Origin of the sequence: Ectorhizobium quercum (genome assembly GCF_026552795.1) — a bacterium.
GTDB lineage: Bacteria > Pseudomonadota > Alphaproteobacteria > Rhizobiales > Rhizobiaceae > Ectorhizobium > Ectorhizobium quercum.
The window spans coordinates 276,419-294,093 of the sequence record NZ_JANFPI010000002.1; the positions used below are offsets into that span (position 1 = coordinate 276,419).

The following is a 17,675-nucleotide window of genomic DNA, read 5'->3' on the forward strand; positions in this document are numbered from 1 at the left end:
TCATTCTCCTGCAAGCAAACTCTTCAGCCTCAGCAGCGCGATCCGCTCGACCTGCGCGCAGGCGGTCGCGAACTCCTCCTCGCGGCTGTTGCCGATCCGCCGCTCGAAGGCGGCGAGGATATCGTCCTTGTTCAGTCCCTTCACCGCGATGATGAAGGGAAACCCGAATTTCTCAACATAGGCGGTATTGAGTTCGGTAAAACGTGCGTGTTCGGCGGGCGAAAGCCGGTCCAGCCCTGCGCCTGCCTGCTCGTTGCGGCTGTCTTCCGTCAGTTCGCCGGCGATCGCCAGCCTGCCAGCCAGATCGGGATGGGCGTTCAGAATGCCGAGCCGCTCCTGCGGCGTCGCGGCGCGGAAGACGGCGACCAGCGCCCGATGCACGCCCTCAGCCGTCAGCGGCTCGACGATGGTGCCGGCGGCGACGGCACGTTCGGCGATGAAGGGCGAATGTTCGAATACGCCGCCAAAGGTCTCGACGAAAGCCTTTCCGTCCATGCTCAGATGGTCTCCGGCGTGTGAAGCGCATGCCAGTGGCGGGCGATCTCGATCCGCTTCGGAATCCAGACGTTATCGTGCGAAAGCACGTATTCGACGAAGCGCCGCAGCGCCGCGATGCGCCCGGCGCGGCCGACGAGCCGGCAATGCAGGCCGATATTCATCATCTTCGCGCTGCCGGCGGCACCTTCGGCATAAAGCTCGTCGAAGCTGTCCTTCAGATAGGTGAAGAACTGGTCGCCGGAATTGAAGCCCTGCGGCGTCGCGAACCGCATGTCGTTGGCTTCCAGCGTGTAGGGAATGATCAGGAAGGGCTTGCCGTCGATGCCCTTCACCCAATAGGGCAGGTCGTCGGCATAGGAATCGCTGGAATAGAGGAAGCCCTCCTCCTGCGTCAGCTTCAGCGTGTTGACCGAGGGCTTGCCCTGATAGAGGCCGAGCGGACGCTCGCCGGTCAGTTCCGTGTGAAGCCGCACCGCCTCGCGGATATGCCGGCGCTCTTCCTCCTCGGAAAAATCCTTGTATTCCAGCCAGCGATAGCCGTGGCTGGCGATTTCCCAGCCCGCTTCCCGCATGGCGGCGACCGCCTCCGGGTTGCGCGCCATCGCCAGCGTCACGCCATAGACCGTGACCGGCACGCCGAGGCCGGTGAACAGCCGCCACAGGCGCCAGAATCCGGCGCGAGAGCCGTATTCGTAAAGCGATTCCATGTTCATGTTGCGCTGGCCCGGCCAGGGCGCGGCACCGACGATTTCCGACAGCAGGCTCTCCGAGGCGGGATCGCCGTCCATGATCGTGCTCTCGCCGCCCTCCTCGTAGTTGACGACGAACTGAACGGCGATGTTCGCGCCGCCCGGCCACTTCGGATCGGGCGCATTGCGTCCGTAACCTGCGAGATTGCGGGGATAGGCATCGGAAACCATGAACTGACCTCGACTTGACGCAACAGACTGTAAGGCGGGCGGTGCCGGATCGCAGCGTATACAACCGGCACGCAGATTGCGGACAATATATCCCATCGCCCCGCCCCGGCAAGAGCGTCCGGCATCAGTTTACCGGCTTTGCGCCAGCGCGATATGGCTGGCGGCCAGAAAGCTTTCCGGCACCGCCGGGGCTTTGCCTTGCAGGGCGGCAAGTGCCGCTTTCGCCAGCAGATGGGCAATGCCGAAACTGACCTTGAAGCCTCCGGCCATCGCGATGATTCGCGGATGGTCCGGGTGCGGGCCGACCATCGGGTCCCGCCCGATGGCCTTGGGCCGAAGCCCGGCCCAGCACTCGACCACGGGGGCGCCTTCGAGCGCCGGAACCATCTGCACCGCCCGGGCGATCAACGGTTCGAGCAGGCCGTCGCAGGCAAAGGGATCGCTGAACGCATTCTCGCTGGTCGAGCCGATGGCGACATGACCGTTCTCGTGGGAAATGACGTAGAGCCCGTCGAGGAAGATCGCCGGAAAGGCGGGATCGACATCCGCCCGAAGCAGTGCCGACTGGCCCTTGACGGCCTGCCCCAGCGGCTTTTCCAGCGGAGCGGAAACGGCTTCGAACATGGCGAACGCATCATAACCGGCAGCGACCACGGCATGGCCGAAACGAACGGTCGGCCCGCCGGCAAGACGGGCGGTGCCCGCCGGATCGAGCTGCTCGACCCGGCTGTTTTCCAGAATGCGCACACGGGCCGAACGCTCCAGCCACCCCGCCAGCAGCGCCGTGACCCGGCGCGGCGCGGCGCGGGCGGCGAGCGTATCGAACACGAAGCCGTGCGCGCCGGCCCCGGCATTCACCCAGCCCTCGACCGGCGGCCGGTCCAGCACATGCCAGTGGAAGCGCCTCCCTTCCGCCTGCCAGACCCGCTCGGCATCCGCCGAATGGCGAAGCGCGATTGCGCGCAGATGCGGCCTGGGCAGCGGCACCAGCCGGCCCGAGCGGCGATAGCCGGCCGAAATCCCGGTTTCCGCCTCCAGCGCCGCGACTTCATGTTCCAGCGAAACGAGAGCATCGAACTGGAACTGCTTCTTTTGATTCCATTTGTCGGGCATGTGCGGCATCAGCGCACCGACCAGCCCGTTGCTCGCCCCCTGCCCTATGCGGCCGGCATCGACGAGCAGCACGTCCGCGCCCGCCCGCGCCGCCTCCACCGCCGCCCACAGCCCCATGACGCCGCCGCCGATGACGAGCACCTCTGCCGAGAGGGAATGTGCCCCTCTGGCTGCCGCCGTCTCGCCCGTTTGGGTGGAGAAACCGGGTGGGATGGCCTCGCCCGCCGTCAAGCCCACACTTGAGGAAACCGACGCGCCCAGCTTCCTCCCCCCTTGAGGAGAAGATGGCTGGCAGGCCAGAGGGGGCATTGCCGGCACGGAGGATTGACCGGCGCCGGTGTCGGGACTAGCAGAAGACATGAGCACTCGGTTCCCAGATCACTCGCCCGAAGCGGACGGCTTCACCCTCGAATGGTTCGATGGCGATATGCCCTATTCGCCGCGGTTTGGCGATCACTTTTATTGCCGCAGCGACGGGCGGCTGGAATGCGGCCACGTCTTCATCGCCGGCAACGGCCTGCCGCAGCGCTGGACGAAGCCCGGCCCGTTCCGCATCAGTGAACTGGGCTTCGGCACCGGCCTGAACCTTTGCGAGACCTGGCGGCAGTGGAAGGAAACCCGCGACCCGGCAGGCCACCTGCATTTCACCTCCTTCGAGCTTTATCCGATGCCCCGCGCGGCGATCGGCAAGGCGCTGTCGCGCTGGCCGGAAATCGATGCCGAACGGCAGGCGCTCACCGCGCTCTGGCCGGACGAGCCCGCCGGCCATGTCGTCCTCGACCTCGACCCGCAGACCCGGCTGACCATCGTCTGCGGCCCGGCGCTCGACGGATTGCGGGACTGGAACGACCGTTTCGACGCCTTTTATCTCGACGGGTTCGCCCCTTCCCGCAACCCGGACATGTGGTCGGCGGGCCTGATGCAACTCGTCTTCGACCGGACCGCCGAGGGCGGCAGTTTCGCCACCTATGCGGCGGCCGGCTTCGTCCGCCGCAATCTCGCCGCCGCCGGCTTCACCGTGAACCGCGCGCCGGGCTTCGCGGGCAAGCGCGAGATGCTGTGCGGCGTGCGCTAGGATCAGGACCGGGCATCCCTGCCGCCGGCGTCCTGCCCCCGGATACCGAGCCAGCGGCTGATCTTCGCTTCCAGGAGTTCCGGGCTGATGGGCTTTGAAAGATAGTCGTCCATTCCGCTTTCCAGGCACAGGTCGCGGTCGCGGTCCAGCGCATGGGCGGTGACGCCGATGATCGGAACGCGCTGCAATCCTTCCTCCTCCTCGATCCGCCGGATCAGCCGCGTGGCCTGATGGCCGTTCATCACCGGCATGGAAACGTCCATCAGGACCATCGAGGGCGTATCCGTGCGCCAGATCTCGACCGCCTCCTGGCCGTTGCGGGCGATGCGGAAGGAAAGCCCGGTCGCCTGCAATATCTGCGTGAACACGATCTGGTTCACCTCGTTGTCCTCGGCGACGAGAATATCGAGACCGCTCCGTTTCGGGGAAAACGACACGGCCGCAGCAACGGCCGGAGCCGGAGCCGCCGGCGGCAGCGAAACGGCACTTGCCGTCTCATCCTCCTTCAGCATGCCGCGCCGCAGCCGGGCGCCGCGCACGACATCGACCACCGTTTTGCGCAGAAGATCGACCCGCGGCGGTTTCATGAGATGGGCCTGCACGTTGAGCGCCGCGAACAGGTGTTCGCTGCCCGCCACCTCCATCGAGGTCAGGAAGATCACCGGAACATCGGCATGCTGCGCGCTGTCGCGCATGCGGCGGGCGATATTCGCGGCATCGTCCTTCTCCATCGGAAAGTCGACGATGACGGCATCGATGGCAAGGCCGCTGTCCAGGGCGGCATCCATGATGGAAAAGGCTTCCCCGCCGCTGGCGCAGGCATAGGCGTCGAACCCCCAGCCGGAAAGCTGCTCCATCAGGACCGCACGGCTGACGGCGTTGTCGTCGATGACCAGGACATGCGCGCCCTGCACATTGACGGGAAGCGGCGACGGATCGCGCTGGCCACCGGCGACCGGCAGCGGCAGGCGCACCGTGAACACAGATCCCTCTCCGGGCACGCTTTCCACGGCGATCTCGCCGCCGAACAACTCGACGAGACCGGCGGTGATCGAAAGCCCGAGCCCCGTGCCTTCGTGACGGCGCGTATTGGAAGCGTCCGCCTGCGAGAACTTCTCGAAAATGGAGTCCAGCTTGTCCTCGGGAATGCCGATCCCCGTATCGGCGATGCGCAGGGTAAGCATTTGCCGCCCGTCCTGCATCGGCGCAAAGCCGAAATCGATCAGCACATGCCCCTTCTCGGTGAACTTGATGGCGTTTCCGAGCAGATTGGTCACGATCTGGCGGAACCGCCCGGCATCGCCCACCACCACCTGCCGCAGCGCCTGCGTGCCGCGCACCGCCAGTTCGATATCCTTGCGGGCGGCCGCCGTCGACAGCAGCGAGGCGACGTCCTCGATCGCCTCGACCGGATCGAACGGCATGCTCCTGAGCTTCATCTGCCCGGCATCGATCTTCGAGAAGTCGAGAATGTCGTTGATGATGGTCAGGAGCGCATTGCCCGACTTGACGATGATATCCGTGAACGTCTTCTGGCGGGTGTCGAGATTGGATTTGGCCAGCAGCTCCGCCATCCCCAGGACGCCGTTCATCGGCGTGCGGATCTCGTGGCTCATATTGGCGAGGAACTCCGACTTCGCCCGGTCGGCGGCCTCGGCCCGCTCCAGAAGCAGGGTCAGTTCCTCCTGCCGGCGCTTCAGTTCGGTCACGTCGGTAAACACCGCGATCCAGTGGTCGCGGCTGCTGAGATTGGATTCGAACAGAACCCAGGTCTTGCCATCGGCGAGGAAGGAGGCGGAAAGGCTTTCGCCGCGCGGAATGCGCTCCGCGAACATCTGCCGGAGGCCGGCCACATCGTCCGGCCCGCCCAGATCGCCCCGCTCGCAGAGAAAGGTCAGAAGACGGCTCCAGGGCTGGCCCGGCTCCAGCATGGCGGGCGGAACGTGCAGCATGTCCGGCAGGGCGCCGTTCGACATGACGATGCGCCCCTCGTGCATGATCAGCAGCCCCTGCGACATCACCCGGGTCGCATCGCCCCAAAGTTCGCCGAGACGCTCCAGCGCCTCCTTCGCCTCATGCGCCTCCCGCTCGCGCTCGCGCACGGCGGTGATGTCGAAATAGGTCAGGAGATACTTGCCGTTCGACAGCGCCTTGTTGCCGATGATCAGCACCTTGCCGTCATGGCTGCGCACTTCCAGCGGCTCGGCATCCGCCTTCGAGAAGCTCTCGATGCGCGAACGGTAGACGGCCTCGAAATCCTCGCCGATCCCCGCATAGGAGTTGCTGTCGTAATTGGCGCGGACGAATTCGCGATAGGGGCGCCCGATGAGCGCGAGCGGATCGCCCGCCGTCCACACATCCGCGAAGGCGGCGTTCACGGACTCGATATCGAAATTGCCGTCGAGGATCATGACGCCGACCGGCAGGCTTTGCAGGATCGTCTCGAGATCGGAACGCAGCTTCTCCGCGTGGCTGCGCGCCTCGAGCAATTGCACCTCGCGCGCCTTCAGCACGGAGACGTCGGTGATGGAGCCGACGACGAAGCGCTCCCCGTCGGGCGCCGCGATCCGGTTGAGGCGGGTGATGACGGACAGCGACGAGTCGCTGGCGAAAACGACGTCCTCGGATTTCTCGATCGCTTCGCCCGTCTCGACGACGGAGCGGTTCTCCTTGCGGAACCGTTCCCAGGCGCCGGGAAACATCTCCTTCTCGGTCTTGCCGATGAACAGGCTCCGGTCGTTGCCGAGCAGCGTCTCGTAAGCGGCGTTGGCATAGGTCAGCCGGCCGTCGGTATCGCGCAGGAACACCGCCACCGGCAGACCTTCCAGCGCCGAGCGATAGATTTCCGTGGCGCGCACCTGCTCGCGCAGCAACTCCTCCTGCCGCTTCGATTCCGAAACGTCGTTGGTGAAGACCAGAAAGCCGCCGTCGTCGAGCCGCCGGGAGATCAGGCGGATGTAGCATCCGTTCGGCAGCAGGTCGACATGCTCGTGATCCTGCCCCTGATGCGCGGCGATCCGCTGCCGGATCCATTCGTCGCGGCCGATCCCGGCTTCGCTGCCGGCAATGATCCCCGTGTCCCAGAGATGCCCGAGCAGGGTATGGACGTCGTCGCCGATGCTGACGGCATCGCCGAAGACGCACTCGTAGAACCGCTTCTGGGTCTCGTTCTGGTAGATGAAAATCCCGTTGCTGTCGAACAGGCCAATACCGACTTCGGCAAGATCGAAGGCTTTTCCGGCGACATGGGGGTCGGCGAACTGCTGCGGATCCAAATCCGCCGGCACGCCGGCGCCAGGGGACCGGCCGCGCTCATTAGCGGAAGGATCGGAACGCCCGATATCGCCGGGCAGCAGGCCGGGCCGCCCCGCGCCCCGCCATTCCACGACGCCGAAAACATAGAAGCGGTCATCCTCGCTGATGAAGCGCTCGACATCCAGAACATGCCGGCGCCCGCCGCCGGGTTCGGACACGAAGGTGCTTTCCTCCGTTCCGAACACAAGGGTGCGCCTTTCGCGGTCCTCGCGGGTCCCGTCGTCGTCCGCATCGGAAAAATCGGCGGAAACACGGCCGGGAAAGGCCGAAGCCGGCCGGCCGAAGAACCGCGCATAGGAATCGTTGACAGCCACATAGCGCAACTGGCTGTCCTTGATGAAGGCAGGCAGAGTGAGCTCCGCGATACGCGCGCAGGCGACGTCCAGCAGCCTGCTTTCCACCCCGTCCACCGTTCAATCACCCTTTACGCATCTGCCAGACAAACGCGAGGAATCAGCGCCTGACACTTTCGGACCAGTGTTCACAATACTGTCCGGGCGCTCATGTGCAACTGCAACAAGTTTTAATCAAATTCTGGCCCACAATTTTCGGGTGGCAAGCTGACCGGCGATTTGCCTTTGCACGCGCCCAAATGCCGCAACCGGCGCCGGAGACTTGCAGCCCGCCCCCAAAGAGGCGAAAAGCGGAACGACCGCAAACGGCAGTCCGGTTTCGCCATGAACGAAGAAACGATCACACTTTACGAGGCCATCGGCGGCGACGCGACGGTGCGTGCCCTGACGGCCCGGTTCTACGAGCTGATGGCGACAGCGCCCGAGGGCGCGGCTTCGCTCGCCGTCCACCCGCCGGACCTCAGCAACGCCCATGACCGCCTCTACGACTATCTGACCGGATATCTCGGCGGCCCGCCCGTCTATGTCGAGAAATACGGCCATCCAATGCTGCGCCGGCGTCATTTCGCAGCCCCGATCGGCCCGGCGGAGCGCGACTCCTGGCTGTTCTGCTTCCGGCAGGCGCTCGACGAGACCGTCGCCAGCCCGGCCTTGCGCGACATCATCTGGCAGCCCGTCGAACGGCTCGCCCATCACATGCAGAACAAGGAATGACCATGAAGCCCGGCGAACCCCTCTCCCGCGCGATCCTTCTTCTGGCGGGCCTTCTTGGCGCCGCCGGCATCGGCCTGGCCGCCGCGGCCAACCATCTCGACGACCCGCGCGGCTTTTCGGCGGCGGCGACGGTGTGCCTCGCCAACGCACCGGCGCTGATCGCGCTCTACGCCGGTCGCGCCTCGATCCGGCTGGCATCGCTCGCCGCGCTGGTCATCGCCTTCGGGGCGATCCTGTTTTCGGCCGACATGCTGCTCAGGTATTTCTACGGAATCCGGGTCTTCGCTGGCGCGGCCCCGACCGGCGGCGTCGCGATGATCGCCGGCTGGCTGGTCGTCGCCGTCAGCGCGATCCTGCCGAAGCCGCAGGCCTGAAGATCGCCGGAAACCGGCAGATATCGCAAGACAGCGGCCGGGACCGCTGATGGACGGCAAGGGGCTGCGCCGGAAAGGGAATGATGTCCGCCGAGCGGAGCGGCCGTCCGGCGACGATGTCGGCAAGTTCCGTCACCCGGATGTCGCCGCTGCCCGGCACCAGACGGTGCAGGCCGATCAGGACCGGCCCGCCCGGAACGGACATCTCAGCCATCCGTGCGTGTCCGGTCGCTCATGGTCTGGAGCGCCCGCTCAAGGCTCGACTTCGAACCGTTGCGCAGCGGAATGAACGTCTTGCCGAACTTCTTGCAGCCGGTCTTCACCCGCAGACACGCATCGTGGCTGATACAGTCGATGGGGCAGAACACGCAGTCGACCGACGGCAGGACCGTGTCGATGCGCGACACCGCCTCGCGCAGCCCGCCATCGTGATGGATCAGCTCCGCCCCGAAATTACTGGCGATCTGCCTCAGATGCGCAACCTGGCAATCGCGGCCGCCGACATAGAGAAAGCTGCGCACATCCGGTGGCGCTTTCGAACCGTTCCCGTCCGTTGCCGTTGTTTCGTTCTGTCCGCCGCCCCTGGCCGCGCGCTTCATCTTCTTCGCCATGTTCAATCCCGTCTTGTCGTCTGGTGAAACCGGATTCGACCCGGTTCCGCCGGCGGCTTTGGCCGGATGACGCGCACCTTATTTAAGTGGAGTATTCAAGTAAAGTATAAACTTGATTTTTTCATTCACCATTTATCGGCCCCGTCCAAACGGCCTCTCCGCCGCCTCCGGCACTTGAATCAGCTTATCAAGACGCTGAATCAAACTCTGGAATTTCTTTCCCAAGATACTGAAATAAATGAATTATCTCACCCCGCTTGAATCGATGCATGAACAGGGAATCCGATCCGGTCGATTTTAAAAATTTTACCGATTGATAAAAATTTTTGGCGTGCTACCGTTTTTGCAGGTTGTTCGCATAAAAGAGGGAACGTCATGGAACGACTGCAAAACGGCGTGGCCGGGGGGAGACTCGACCCGGCCGCTTACGAGACCAATTTTTCCGATCTCCATCCGCGCTTCGACAGGCACGAGGCGCTCGTCGCGGCCGACCGCTGTTATTTCTGTCATGACGCCCCGTGCATGACGGCCTGTCCGACGGCGATCGACATTCCGATGTTCATCCGCCAGATTTCGACGGGCAATGCGCTGGGCGCGGCGAAGACCATCTTCGACCAGAACATCTTCGGCGGCATGTGCGCCCGCGTCTGTCCCACCGAAACGCTGTGCGAGGAAGCCTGCGTGCGCACCGCGGCGGAAGAGCGCCCGGTCGACATCGGCCGTCTCCAGCGTTTCGCGACCGACGCGGCGATGGATGCCGGCAAGCAGTTCTACCGCCGCGCCGAGCCCACCGGCAGGCGCATCGCCGTCGTCGGCGCCGGCCCCGCCGGTCTGGCCTGCGCCCACCGGCTTGCCGTGAAGGGCCATGAGGTCGTCGTCTTCGACGCCCGCGAGAAGGCCGGCGGCCTCAACGAATACGGCCTCGCCGCCTACAAGACCGCCGACGATTTCGCCGCCCGCGAGATCGCTTACATTCTGGAAATCGGCGGCATCGAGATCCGCACCGGCCAGAAACTCGGCGCGGATTTCACCCTTGCCGACCTGACCGCCGCATACGACGCCGTGTTTCTCGGCATCGGCCTTGCCGGCGTCGGCGCTCTCCTCATCGAGGGCGAAGACCTCGAAGGCGTCGAGGATGCGGTGGATTTCATCGCCCGGCTGCGGCAGGCGGACGATATGGCCTCCGTTCCGGTCGGCCGGCGCGTCGTCGTCCTCGGCGGCGGCATGACGGCCATCGACGCCGCCATCCAGTCGAAGCTGCTCGGCGCCGAGGAGGTGACGATCTGTTATCGCCGCGGCAAGGCCGACATGAACGCCTCGCAGTACGAGCAGGATCTTGCCGCCGCGAAGGGTGTCTTCATCCGCCACTGGCTGAAGCCGAAGGCAATCCTCGGCACGAACGGCAAGGCCGCCGGCATCGAGCTGGAATACACCGAAATGCGCGACGGCCGCCTCGTCGGCACGGGCGAGACCGGCGTCATTCCGGCCGACATGATCCTCAAGGCCATCGGCCAGAAGCTCTCGACGGACGGCATCGCCACGCTGCGGATGGAAGGCGGGCGCATCGTCGTGGATGAAGAGGGACGCACCTCGCTGACCAAGGTATGGGCCGGCGGCGACTGCATCGCCGCCGGCGAGGACCTTACCGTCACCTCCGTCGCGCAAGGCCGCGACGCCGCCGAGTCCATCCACAGTGCATTGACGGCAGCCGTCAGGCCCGCCGCCGCCATCGCCTGAAAGGGAGCGTGAACATGGCCGATCTCCGCACGGAATTCGCAGGCATCAAATCACCCAACCCCTTCTGGCTCGCCTCCGCGCCGCCGACCGACAAGGCTTACAACGTCGAACGGGCCTTCAAGGCGGGCTGGGGCGGCGTGGTCTGGAAGACGCTCGGCGAGGAAGGCCCGCCGGTCGTCAACGTCAACGGCCCGCGCTACGGCGCGATCTGGGGCGCAGACCGCCGCCTTCTGGGCCTCAACAACATCGAGCTGATCACCGACCGCCCGCTTCAGGTCAATCTTCAGGAAATGAAGCAGGTGAAGATGAACTGGCCGGACCGGGCGCTGATCGCCTCGATCATGGTGCCCTGCGACGAGGAAAGCTGGAAGGCCATCCTGCCGCTGGTGGAGGAGACCGGCGCGGACGGCATCGAGCTGAACTTCGGCTGTCCCCACGGCATGAGCGAGCGCGGCATGGGCTCCGCGGTCGGTCAGGTGCCCGAATATATCGAGATGGTGGTGCGCTGGTGCAAGCAATACACCCGCATGCCGGTGCTGACCAAGCTGACGCCGAACATCACCGACATCCGCTATCCGGCCCGCGCAGCAAAGCGCGGCGGCACCGACGGCGTATCGTTGATCAACACGATCAGTTCCATCGTCTCGGTCGACCTCGACGATTTCAGCCCGCAACCCTCCATCGCCGGCAAGGGCTCGCATGGCGGCTATTGCGGCCCGGCGGTGAAGCCGATCGCGCTCAACATGGTGGCCGAGATCGCCCGCGATGCGGAAACCTACGGCCTGCCGATCTCCGGCATCGGCGGCATCACCACCTGGCGCGACGCTGCCGAATTCATCGCGCTCGGCTGCGGCACGGTGCAGGTCTGCACCGCCGCCATGACCTACGGCTTCAAGATCGTGCAGGAGATGATCACCGGCCTCGAAGCGTGGATGGACGAGAAGGGCCACCGCACGCTGGCCGATTTCCAGGGCCGCGCCGTGCCGAACGTCACGGACTGGCAATATCTCAACCTCAACTACATCGCCAAGGCGCATATCGATCAGGATGCCTGCATCAAGTGCGGCCGCTGCCACATCGCCTGCGAGGACACCTCGCATCAGGCGATCACCGCAATGGTCGACGGGGTGCGCCACTTCGAGGTGATGGAGGACGAATGCGTCGGCTGCAACCTGTGTGTCAACGTCTGTCCGGTCGAGAACTGCATCACCATGCAGCCGCTCGCCCCCGGCACGCTCGACCGGCGCACCGGAACGCCGGTCAACCCGAACTACGCCAACTGGACGACCCATCCCAACAACCCGATGGCCCGTCAGGCGGCGGAATGAACCGCCTTCCCTGACCGGAACGGGAAATCGACAAGAGGAGCCGAAGCCGCTTGCAGCAGGGATGTTGCAGGCGGTTTTCTTGCCGGGAAGATTCCTGTAAGCACTTTGCCTTACGCGATCGTCGCGGAATTCAGCCGCAAGACCCGCGCCTCGACCGGACGGCTTGCGGCAGTCAGGCAGGAAGGATGCTCATGGCCGACACTTCGAACAGGCTGCGGATTGGTGTGGTGTTTGGCGGGCGATCGGCAGAGCATGACGTTTCGGTGCTTTCGGCAACCAATGTCATGAATGCGCTGGCTGCGGAAAAATACGATGCCGTGCCGATTTTCGTCACCCGCGAGGGGCAATGGCTGTTGAGCGCCTTCGAAGGCGGCACGCTGGCAAAACCGTCGAGCGGCACGCAACTGTGCCTCGTTCCGGGCGGATACGGGCGGGCCATCGCAGTTCCCGAAGACGGCGCGCCCTATGAAGTGCCGCAGCTCGACATCGTCTTTCCCGTCCTGCACGGCCTTCACGGCGAAGACGGTGCCGTGCAGGGTCTGGCCGAAGTGGCCTGCGTGCCGCTGGCAGGATGCGGCATCGCCGGCTCCGCCAACGCGCTCGACAAGGATATCGCCAAGCGGCTGTTCAACGAGGCCGGCGTGCCCGTGGCCCGGTCGGTCACGATCCATCAGGGTGCCGCGCCCGCCTTCGAAGACCTCGAACGCGCGCTCGGCCTGCCCGTCTTCATCAAGCCGGCCCGCCAGGGCTCCTCGGTCGGCGTCAGCAAGGTTTCGACCGAAGCGGATTATCAGGCGGCCCTGTCGGAAGGCTTCCGGCATGACGGCAAGCTGCTCGCCGAGGAGTTCATTCGGGCACGCGAGATCGAATGCGCGGTTCTGGAGGATGAGGAAGGCAACCTGTTCGTATCGCGAACCGGCGAAATCATCCCGGCCGAAAGCCACGGCTTCTACACCTACGACGCAAAATACATCGACGCGGACGGCGCGGCACTGAAAGTTCCGGCCGAGTTGCCCGAAGAGGTCGAAGCTGAAATCCGGGCCATCGCGCCGAAAGCGTTCCGGGCGCTCGGCTGCGACGGCATGGCGCGCGCCGACTTCTTCGTCACGCCGGATCTGCGGATCCTCGTCAACGAACTCAACACGATCCCCGGTTTCACCGACATCAGCATGTACTCCAAGGTGATGGCGGCCAGCGGCGTCAGCTATCCCGAGATCATCGACCGGCTTGTAATGCATGGCCTGGCGCGGGCAAAGCGCACTCTCTAGCGCGGTGCAGGTCGCGGAAATCCCGGGACTTGCTACGTCGCACATGCCGGCCGCAAAATGTCGCGCGGGTGGCGGGGATATTGCGGCAATCACCCGTTGGAGGATTATATGCAACCCCTCGAGCAAGTCGATATTTCCGCGTTTCGGGATGTGCGTTTCGTCCTGACCGACATGGACGAAACGCTGACGTATCGGGGACGACTTGCGGCGGACACCTATGCGGCTCTCGAGAATTTGCAGAAGGCGGGGGTAAAAGTCATCCCAGTGACCGCCGCCCCGGCCGGATGGTGCGATCAGATGGCCCGCATGTGGCCGGTGGATGGCGTAATCGGAGAAAATGGCGGCTTCTTCTTTCGTCGCGGCGACGACGGACATACGGTCGACAGGTATTTCTGGCACGGTGACGAGAACCGCCCGACCATATCCGAACGCCTCGCGCGCATCGGACAACAAGTGCAAAAAGCTGTTCCGTCCGCCCGCTTCGCCGACGATCAGCCGTTCAGGCTCACCAGTCTCGCCTTTGCGCAGCCGCAGGACAAGAAGGAAGAGCGGGCGGCGATCCTCGATGCGCTGCGCGATGCCTCAGCCGACGTGACGATCAACAATCTATGGATACTCGGCTGGCTCGGGGGCTATGACAAGCTGGCGATGGCGCGGCGGGTGCTACTCGATCACTACGGTCTTGACATAAATGCCGGCCGTTCTGCCGTCCTTTACACCGGAGATTCCCTCAACGACGCATCCATGTTCTCGTTTTTTCGGCATACGATAGGGGTTAGCACCGTAACCGAATACCTCGACCAACTCCCACAGCCGCCCCGCTGGATCACGCGCGGCCCCGGCGGGACCGGCTTCGTCGAAGCGGCAAATGCGGTGATCGTGTCGCGCAAATCCTGACATTGGCGACAAAACCGGCGACAGGAACTCGGTGTCCCTCCTTCGTCACCCCCCCCAGCCGGTCCGGGAGGCCACGCCGCTCGATGGACGGGTCGCCGGAAGATATCGCCTCACCTCACCAAGACTGCAACGCCCGGAGCGTCGGCGTCTTCTTGAAGATGTGGCCGTCCATGCGCGCCAGCAGCCGGTCGAGAACGGAGACCGCCTCGCCCACCGCCGGGCCCTTGTTCAGCATCACGCATTCGGCCCGCGCCGCCATCGCCGCGTCGGTCATCTCGCCGCGCGAGGGCAGGCCGTCCTTGACCAGATCCTCCAGCACCTGCGTCGCCCAGATTGCCGGAACGCCCGCCGCCTCGCAGAGCCAGAGGATTTCCTCCTGCATTTCCGCCACGCGCTCGAAGCCGATTTCGGCGGCGAGATCGCCGCGCGCGATCATCACGCCGAACGGGCGCCCGCCCTGCGTCGCGCGGGCGATGAGCGCCGGAAGGTTCCGCACGGCGCGCGGCTGCTCGATCTTGGCGATGAGCCCCAGCGGATGTTCGCGCTTCCCGTGGCGCACCAGCGCCTCGTCCAGCATGTCGATGTCTTCCGCACGGCTGACGAAGGAATAGCCGAGCATGTCGGCGCATTCGAGCACGGTCGCCAGATCGGCGTCGTCCTTGACGGTGAGCGGCGAAAGGTCGAGTTCCGTGTCGGGCAGGTTGAGGCCCTTTTCCGCCTTGAGCTTCGCCCCGCCCGCCTTGGTGTGGGTGACGCGCAGCACGGCCTCGCCGCCGCCGGCGCTCTCCACCACCCCTTCCAGCTTGCCGTCGTCATAGCGCACCCGGTCGCCGGCCGACAGACGCAACACGATCTCCGGCAGCGACACGGACGCGGAAAACGGCACCTCCTCGTCCGGACGCGGCGCGCCCTCGGCCACCAGCCGCACCAGATCGCCCACGGTGAGCTTGCCCTTGCGCGCCGCCAGCACCTCGCCCGTGCGGATCTTCGGTCCGGCAATGTCCATCAGCACGCGAATGTCGCGCCCGACCGCCTCGCCCGCCGCCCGCACATGCCGGGCCAGCTTGCGCCAGGTATCGGCATCGTCATGGGCGCAATTGATGCGCGCCGAATCCATGCCGCGCTCGGCCAGATCGAGCAGGAAGCCGGGATCGCCCGCCGCCTCGCTCGGCAGCGTCACCATGATGCGCCCGCGCCGGTGGGCGGGTGCCGCGCCGAACAGGGCGTCGGTCGCCGCCGCAAGCCGGGCTTCCCCGGCGAAGAAGGCCCTCTCGTCCGGCGCGGGGTAAGGGCTCTGCCGCCCGGTCATTGCCGCAAGCGCCGACAGTACGGCGTCGAGCGTCGGCAGGACACGGCTTTCCAGGCGACCGAGCGAGGAAAGGCCGAGCGGCATCAACCGCCGTTGCAGGGGACGCAGATCGTGATGGCGAAGCGCAAGATAGTGGCCGAGATTGGCAAGCCCCGCCACGGCCTCCCCCTCCGCCGCCGGAACGGCCGGGTTTCCCGCGGCGACGGCGGCGCGCAATGTGAGAACCTCGTCCATCAGCGCTTCGAGCGCCCCGCCTTCGAAATAGGCCCTGTCTGTCATCGGCATCCCTCGTTTTCCGGATTCGACGCGACATTAAGGCGCTGAAATTACAACTGCATGAAGCTTCGCGCCATTTGGCCGATTGCCGCACGGACGGCATTTTCAGGCTGGCGTACCATGCAGGCCGGAACGGCGCTTTTCCCTGTCACGCGGCGATGCTATCAGACAACCGTACAAATCCCGCATCCTTTTGGGCCAACCCGTGACAGCCAGAGAAAACCAGGCCTCCCCCCGGCGGCACAATACCTATGCCAGCGGCCGCGAAAAGATCTCCGCGCATCTGGCCATGCTTCTGTTCGCGGCGCTGATTTCCGGCTCCTTCTCCTTCGGCGGCATGATCGCGCGCGAGGTCAGCCCGGCGCCGCTGATGCTCCTGCGCTACATCGTCACCATCGCAACGATGGGCGTCATCGCCTTCGGTCTCGCCCGCCAACCCTTCCGCATGCCGGAAAAGCCGCTGCGCTTCCTGGTGCTCGGCGCGCTTCTCGCCGTCTACATGCTGACCATGTTCGTCGCGCTCGAAATCACCAGCCCGGTGCAGACCGGGGCGGTGTTCACTTTGATGCCGCTGATCAGCGCCGTCTTCGCCTTCCTCATTCTCGGCCAGAAGACGCGGGGCGGCGTGCTGGCGAGCCTGCTGATCGCCGCCGCCGGCGCGATCTGGGTGATCTTCCACGGCGATCTCGACGCCATTCTCGGCTTCGACGTCGGGCGCGGCGAACTGATCTTCTTCATCGGCGTCGCCAGCCATGCGCTCTACGTGCCGCTCCTGCGCTTTCTCGACCGCCGCGACCATCCGCTGGTCTTCGGTTTCTGGCTGGCCATCGGCACCTGTTTCTGGCTGGCCGTTTCCGCCCTGCCGCAACTGCTCGAGGTCGACTACGGAGCGCTCGGCTGGCGGTTCTGGGCGATTCTCGTCTATATCGGCACCGTCACCACGGCGGGAACCTTCCAGCTCCTGCAATATGCCTCGATGCGCCTGCCCGCCTCCAAGGTCCTCGGCTACGGCTACCTGACCCCGACCTCGATCATCGTTTTCGAGGCCGCGCTCGGCAATGGCTGGACGAGCCTTTCCGTCATGCTCGGGGCGGCGGTGACGGCCTGCGGCCTTCTGGTCATGGCGCTCCTGCCGGATTAATCCGGCCCCGCGGCCTTCGGCGGCAGAAGCCCGTGCATGAAAAGCTGCTCGAGGAAGCGGGCGGCATCGTCGAAACGCCCCTCGCCCGAGTAGCGGTCGCCGAGAACGGCGCGCACCTGCACGTCGAAATCGGCGTAATGCTGCGTCGTCGCCCAGATCGAGAAGATCAGGTGATAGGGATCGCACCTGACGATCTTGCCGGCCCGCGCCCAGGCGCGGATGACCTTGGCCTTCTCGTCCACCAGATCCTTCAGCGGCCCCTTCAGCTCGTCCATGACATGCGGCGCGCCCTGGAGAACCTCGTTGGCGAACAGGCGGCTTTCGCGCGGAAAATCGCGCGCCATTTCCAGCTTGCGGCGAATGTAGGAGCGGATTTCGGCTTCCGGATTGCCGTTGTCGTCGAAGGCGCGCAACGGATCGAGCCAGGTATCCAGAACCCGCTGGATCAGCACCCGGTGGATCGCCTCCTTGGTGCGGAAGTAATAGAGCAGGTTCGGCTTCGACATGCCGGCCACCTCGGCGATCTGATCGATGGTGGAGCCGCGGAAGCCGTTGGCCGAAAATACCTCCAGGGCGGCGTCGAGGATCTGTTCCTCTTTTTCCTCCTGTATCCGGGTGCGCCGCTGGGTCCGGGCCGCTCTGGGATTGTCCATTTCGTCTCGCGATTCCTGTTTTAAATCAAGTTTATCGGGCAGATTTGCGCAAGAAGTCAACATTGCGCATAATTCAGGCATTTGCCGTGCAAT

16 protein-coding genes are annotated in these 17,675 nt (G+C 65.0%); 8 read left to right on the top strand and 8 right to left on the bottom strand.

Annotated elements, in window-relative coordinates; genetic code table 11:
• The 3 genes from uraD to NOF55_RS06030 form a co-directional block, all read right to left on the bottom strand.
• The gene (gene uraD / locus NOF55_RS06020) at positions 1 to 495 is read right to left on the bottom strand and encodes a 2-oxo-4-hydroxy-4-carboxy-5-ureidoimidazoline decarboxylase (RefSeq protein ID WP_306410441.1); all 495 of its coding nucleotides are present in this window, start codon (positions 493 to 495) and stop codon (positions 1 to 3) included.
• Between the two features lie 2 nt (positions 496 to 497).
• Positions 498 to 1,418 carry an allantoinase PuuE gene (puuE, locus tag NOF55_RS06025; RefSeq protein ID WP_306410442.1) on the bottom strand — a complete coding sequence of 307 codons (921 nt, stop codon included), beginning with the start codon at positions 1,416 to 1,418 and terminating at the stop codon, positions 498 to 500.
• 129 nt (positions 1,419 to 1,547) lie between these two features.
• Positions 1,548 to 2,672 carry an NAD(P)/FAD-dependent oxidoreductase gene (locus NOF55_RS06030; protein ID WP_306410943.1) on the bottom strand — a complete coding sequence of 375 codons (1,125 nt, stop codon included), beginning with the start codon at positions 2,670 to 2,672 and terminating at the stop codon, positions 1,548 to 1,550.
• A gap of 217 nt (positions 2,673 to 2,889) precedes the next feature.
• Between NOF55_RS06030 and mnmC2 the strand changes: the two genes are divergently transcribed.
• Positions 2,890 to 3,606: a tRNA (5-methylaminomethyl-2-thiouridine)(34)-methyltransferase MnmC2 gene (gene mnmC2, locus NOF55_RS06035; protein ID WP_306410443.1), complete on the top strand. Its 717-nt coding sequence runs from the start codon at positions 2,890 to 2,892 to the stop codon at positions 3,604 to 3,606.
• A gap of 2 nt (positions 3,607 to 3,608) precedes the next feature.
• Here mnmC2 and NOF55_RS06040 read toward each other — a convergent pair whose 3' ends face one another.
• A complete protein-coding gene (locus NOF55_RS06040; RefSeq protein WP_306410444.1) occupies positions 3,609 to 7,322 on the bottom strand; it encodes a PAS domain-containing hybrid sensor histidine kinase/response regulator in 3,714 nt (1,237 codons plus the stop codon).
• A gap of 276 nt (positions 7,323 to 7,598) precedes the next feature.
• Between NOF55_RS06040 and NOF55_RS06045 the strand changes: the two genes are divergently transcribed.
• Positions 7,599 to 7,988, top strand: a complete 390-nt coding sequence (locus NOF55_RS06045; RefSeq protein ID WP_306410445.1) for a group II truncated hemoglobin — start codon at positions 7,599 to 7,601, stop codon at positions 7,986 to 7,988.
• The gene (locus NOF55_RS06050) at positions 7,985 to 8,362 is read left to right on the top strand and encodes a DUF423 domain-containing protein (protein WP_306410446.1); all 378 of its coding nucleotides are present in this window, start codon (positions 7,985 to 7,987) and stop codon (positions 8,360 to 8,362) included. The genes NOF55_RS06045 and NOF55_RS06050 overlap by 4 nt, the downstream gene beginning before the upstream one ends.
• On the opposite strand, the gene NOF55_RS06055 is transcribed toward NOF55_RS06050, so the two are convergent.
• Both NOF55_RS06055 and NOF55_RS06060 read right to left on the bottom strand, forming a co-directional pair.
• Positions 8,331 to 8,576, bottom strand: coding sequence for a hypothetical protein (locus NOF55_RS06055; protein WP_306410447.1), 246 nt, complete (start codon positions 8,574 to 8,576; stop codon positions 8,331 to 8,333). The two genes, NOF55_RS06050 and NOF55_RS06055, sit on opposite strands and share 32 nt — an antisense overlap.
• A complete protein-coding gene (locus NOF55_RS06060; protein ID WP_306410448.1) occupies positions 8,569 to 8,973 on the bottom strand; it encodes a DUF2325 domain-containing protein in 405 nt (134 codons plus the stop codon). Before NOF55_RS06060 ends, NOF55_RS06055 begins: the two co-directional genes overlap by 8 nt.
• Positions 8,974 to 9,348: 375 nt before the next feature.
• On the opposite strand from NOF55_RS06060, the gene NOF55_RS06065 reads away from it, so the two are divergent.
• The 4 genes from NOF55_RS06065 (at position 9,349) to NOF55_RS06080 (ending at position 14,203) form a co-directional block, all read left to right on the top strand.
• Complete coding sequence (locus NOF55_RS06065; protein WP_306410449.1) at positions 9,349 to 10,710, top strand: NAD(P)-dependent oxidoreductase; 1,362 nt, start codon at positions 9,349 to 9,351, stop codon at positions 10,708 to 10,710.
• A gap of 14 nt (positions 10,711 to 10,724) precedes the next feature.
• On the top strand, positions 10,725 to 12,038 hold the full coding sequence (gene preA, locus NOF55_RS06070) for an NAD-dependent dihydropyrimidine dehydrogenase subunit PreA (RefSeq protein ID WP_306410450.1): 1,314 nt from the start codon (positions 10,725 to 10,727) through the stop codon (positions 12,036 to 12,038).
• A gap of 191 nt (positions 12,039 to 12,229) precedes the next feature.
• A complete protein-coding gene (locus NOF55_RS06075; protein WP_306410451.1) occupies positions 12,230 to 13,306 on the top strand; it encodes a D-alanine--D-alanine ligase family protein in 1,077 nt (358 codons plus the stop codon).
• Between the two features lie 108 nt (positions 13,307 to 13,414).
• The gene (locus tag NOF55_RS06080) at positions 13,415 to 14,203 is read left to right on the top strand and encodes an HAD-IIB family hydrolase (RefSeq protein WP_306410452.1); all 789 of its coding nucleotides are present in this window, start codon (positions 13,415 to 13,417) and stop codon (positions 14,201 to 14,203) included.
• 115 nt (positions 14,204 to 14,318) lie between these two features.
• Here NOF55_RS06080 and NOF55_RS06085 read toward each other — a convergent pair whose 3' ends face one another.
• Positions 14,319 to 15,797 (bottom strand): pyruvate kinase, encoded by a 1,479-nt coding sequence (locus NOF55_RS06085; protein WP_306410453.1) that lies wholly within the window; start codon positions 15,795 to 15,797, stop codon positions 14,319 to 14,321.
• 196 nt (positions 15,798 to 15,993) lie between these two features.
• Here NOF55_RS06085 and NOF55_RS06090 point away from each other — a divergent pair, with 196 nt between their 5' ends.
• Complete coding sequence (locus NOF55_RS06090; RefSeq protein WP_306410454.1) at positions 15,994 to 16,929, top strand: DMT family transporter; 936 nt, start codon at positions 15,994 to 15,996, stop codon at positions 16,927 to 16,929.
• Here NOF55_RS06090 and NOF55_RS06095 read toward each other — a convergent pair.
• On the bottom strand, positions 16,926 to 17,582 hold the full coding sequence (locus NOF55_RS06095; protein ID WP_306410455.1) for a TetR family transcriptional regulator C-terminal domain-containing protein: 657 nt from the start codon (positions 17,580 to 17,582) through the stop codon (positions 16,926 to 16,928). The genes NOF55_RS06090 and NOF55_RS06095 overlap by 4 nt on opposite strands.
• Between the last annotated feature and the right edge of the window lie 93 nt (positions 17,583 to 17,675).

Excerpts from the sequence above, each read along its gene's own strand:
- NOF55_RS06060 (WP_306410448.1), bottom strand. The coding sequence starts at position 8,973 with ATGGCGAAGAAGATGAAGCGCGCGGCCAGGGGCGGCGGACAGAACGAA.
- mnmC2 (WP_306410443.1), top strand. The coding sequence starts at position 2,890 with ATGAGCACTCGGTTCCCAGATCACTCGCCCGAAGCGGACGGCTTCACC.
- NOF55_RS06085 (WP_306410453.1), bottom strand. The coding sequence starts at position 15,797 with ATGCCGATGACAGACAGGGCCTATTTCGAAGGCGGGGCGCTCGAAGCG.
- NOF55_RS06050 (WP_306410446.1), top strand. The coding sequence starts at position 7,985 with ATGACCATGAAGCCCGGCGAACCCCTCTCCCGCGCGATCCTTCTTCTG.
- NOF55_RS06095 (WP_306410455.1), bottom strand. The coding sequence starts at position 17,582 with ATGGACAATCCCAGAGCGGCCCGGACCCAGCGGCGCACCCGGATACAG.
- NOF55_RS06080 (WP_306410452.1), top strand. The coding sequence starts at position 13,415 with ATGCAACCCCTCGAGCAAGTCGATATTTCCGCGTTTCGGGATGTGCGT.
- uraD (WP_306410441.1), bottom strand. The coding sequence starts at position 495 with ATGGACGGAAAGGCTTTCGTCGAGACCTTTGGCGGCGTATTCGAACAT.
- NOF55_RS06055 (WP_306410447.1), bottom strand. The coding sequence starts at position 8,576 with ATGGCTGAGATGTCCGTTCCGGGCGGGCCGGTCCTGATCGGCCTGCAC.
- NOF55_RS06075 (WP_306410451.1), top strand. The coding sequence starts at position 12,230 with ATGGCCGACACTTCGAACAGGCTGCGGATTGGTGTGGTGTTTGGCGGG.
- puuE (WP_306410442.1), bottom strand. The coding sequence starts at position 1,418 with ATGGTTTCCGATGCCTATCCCCGCAATCTCGCAGGTTACGGACGCAAT.
- NOF55_RS06065 (WP_306410449.1), top strand. The coding sequence starts at position 9,349 with ATGGAACGACTGCAAAACGGCGTGGCCGGGGGGAGACTCGACCCGGCC.
- NOF55_RS06045 (WP_306410445.1), top strand. The coding sequence starts at position 7,599 with ATGAACGAAGAAACGATCACACTTTACGAGGCCATCGGCGGCGACGCG.
- preA (WP_306410450.1), top strand. The coding sequence starts at position 10,725 with ATGGCCGATCTCCGCACGGAATTCGCAGGCATCAAATCACCCAACCCC.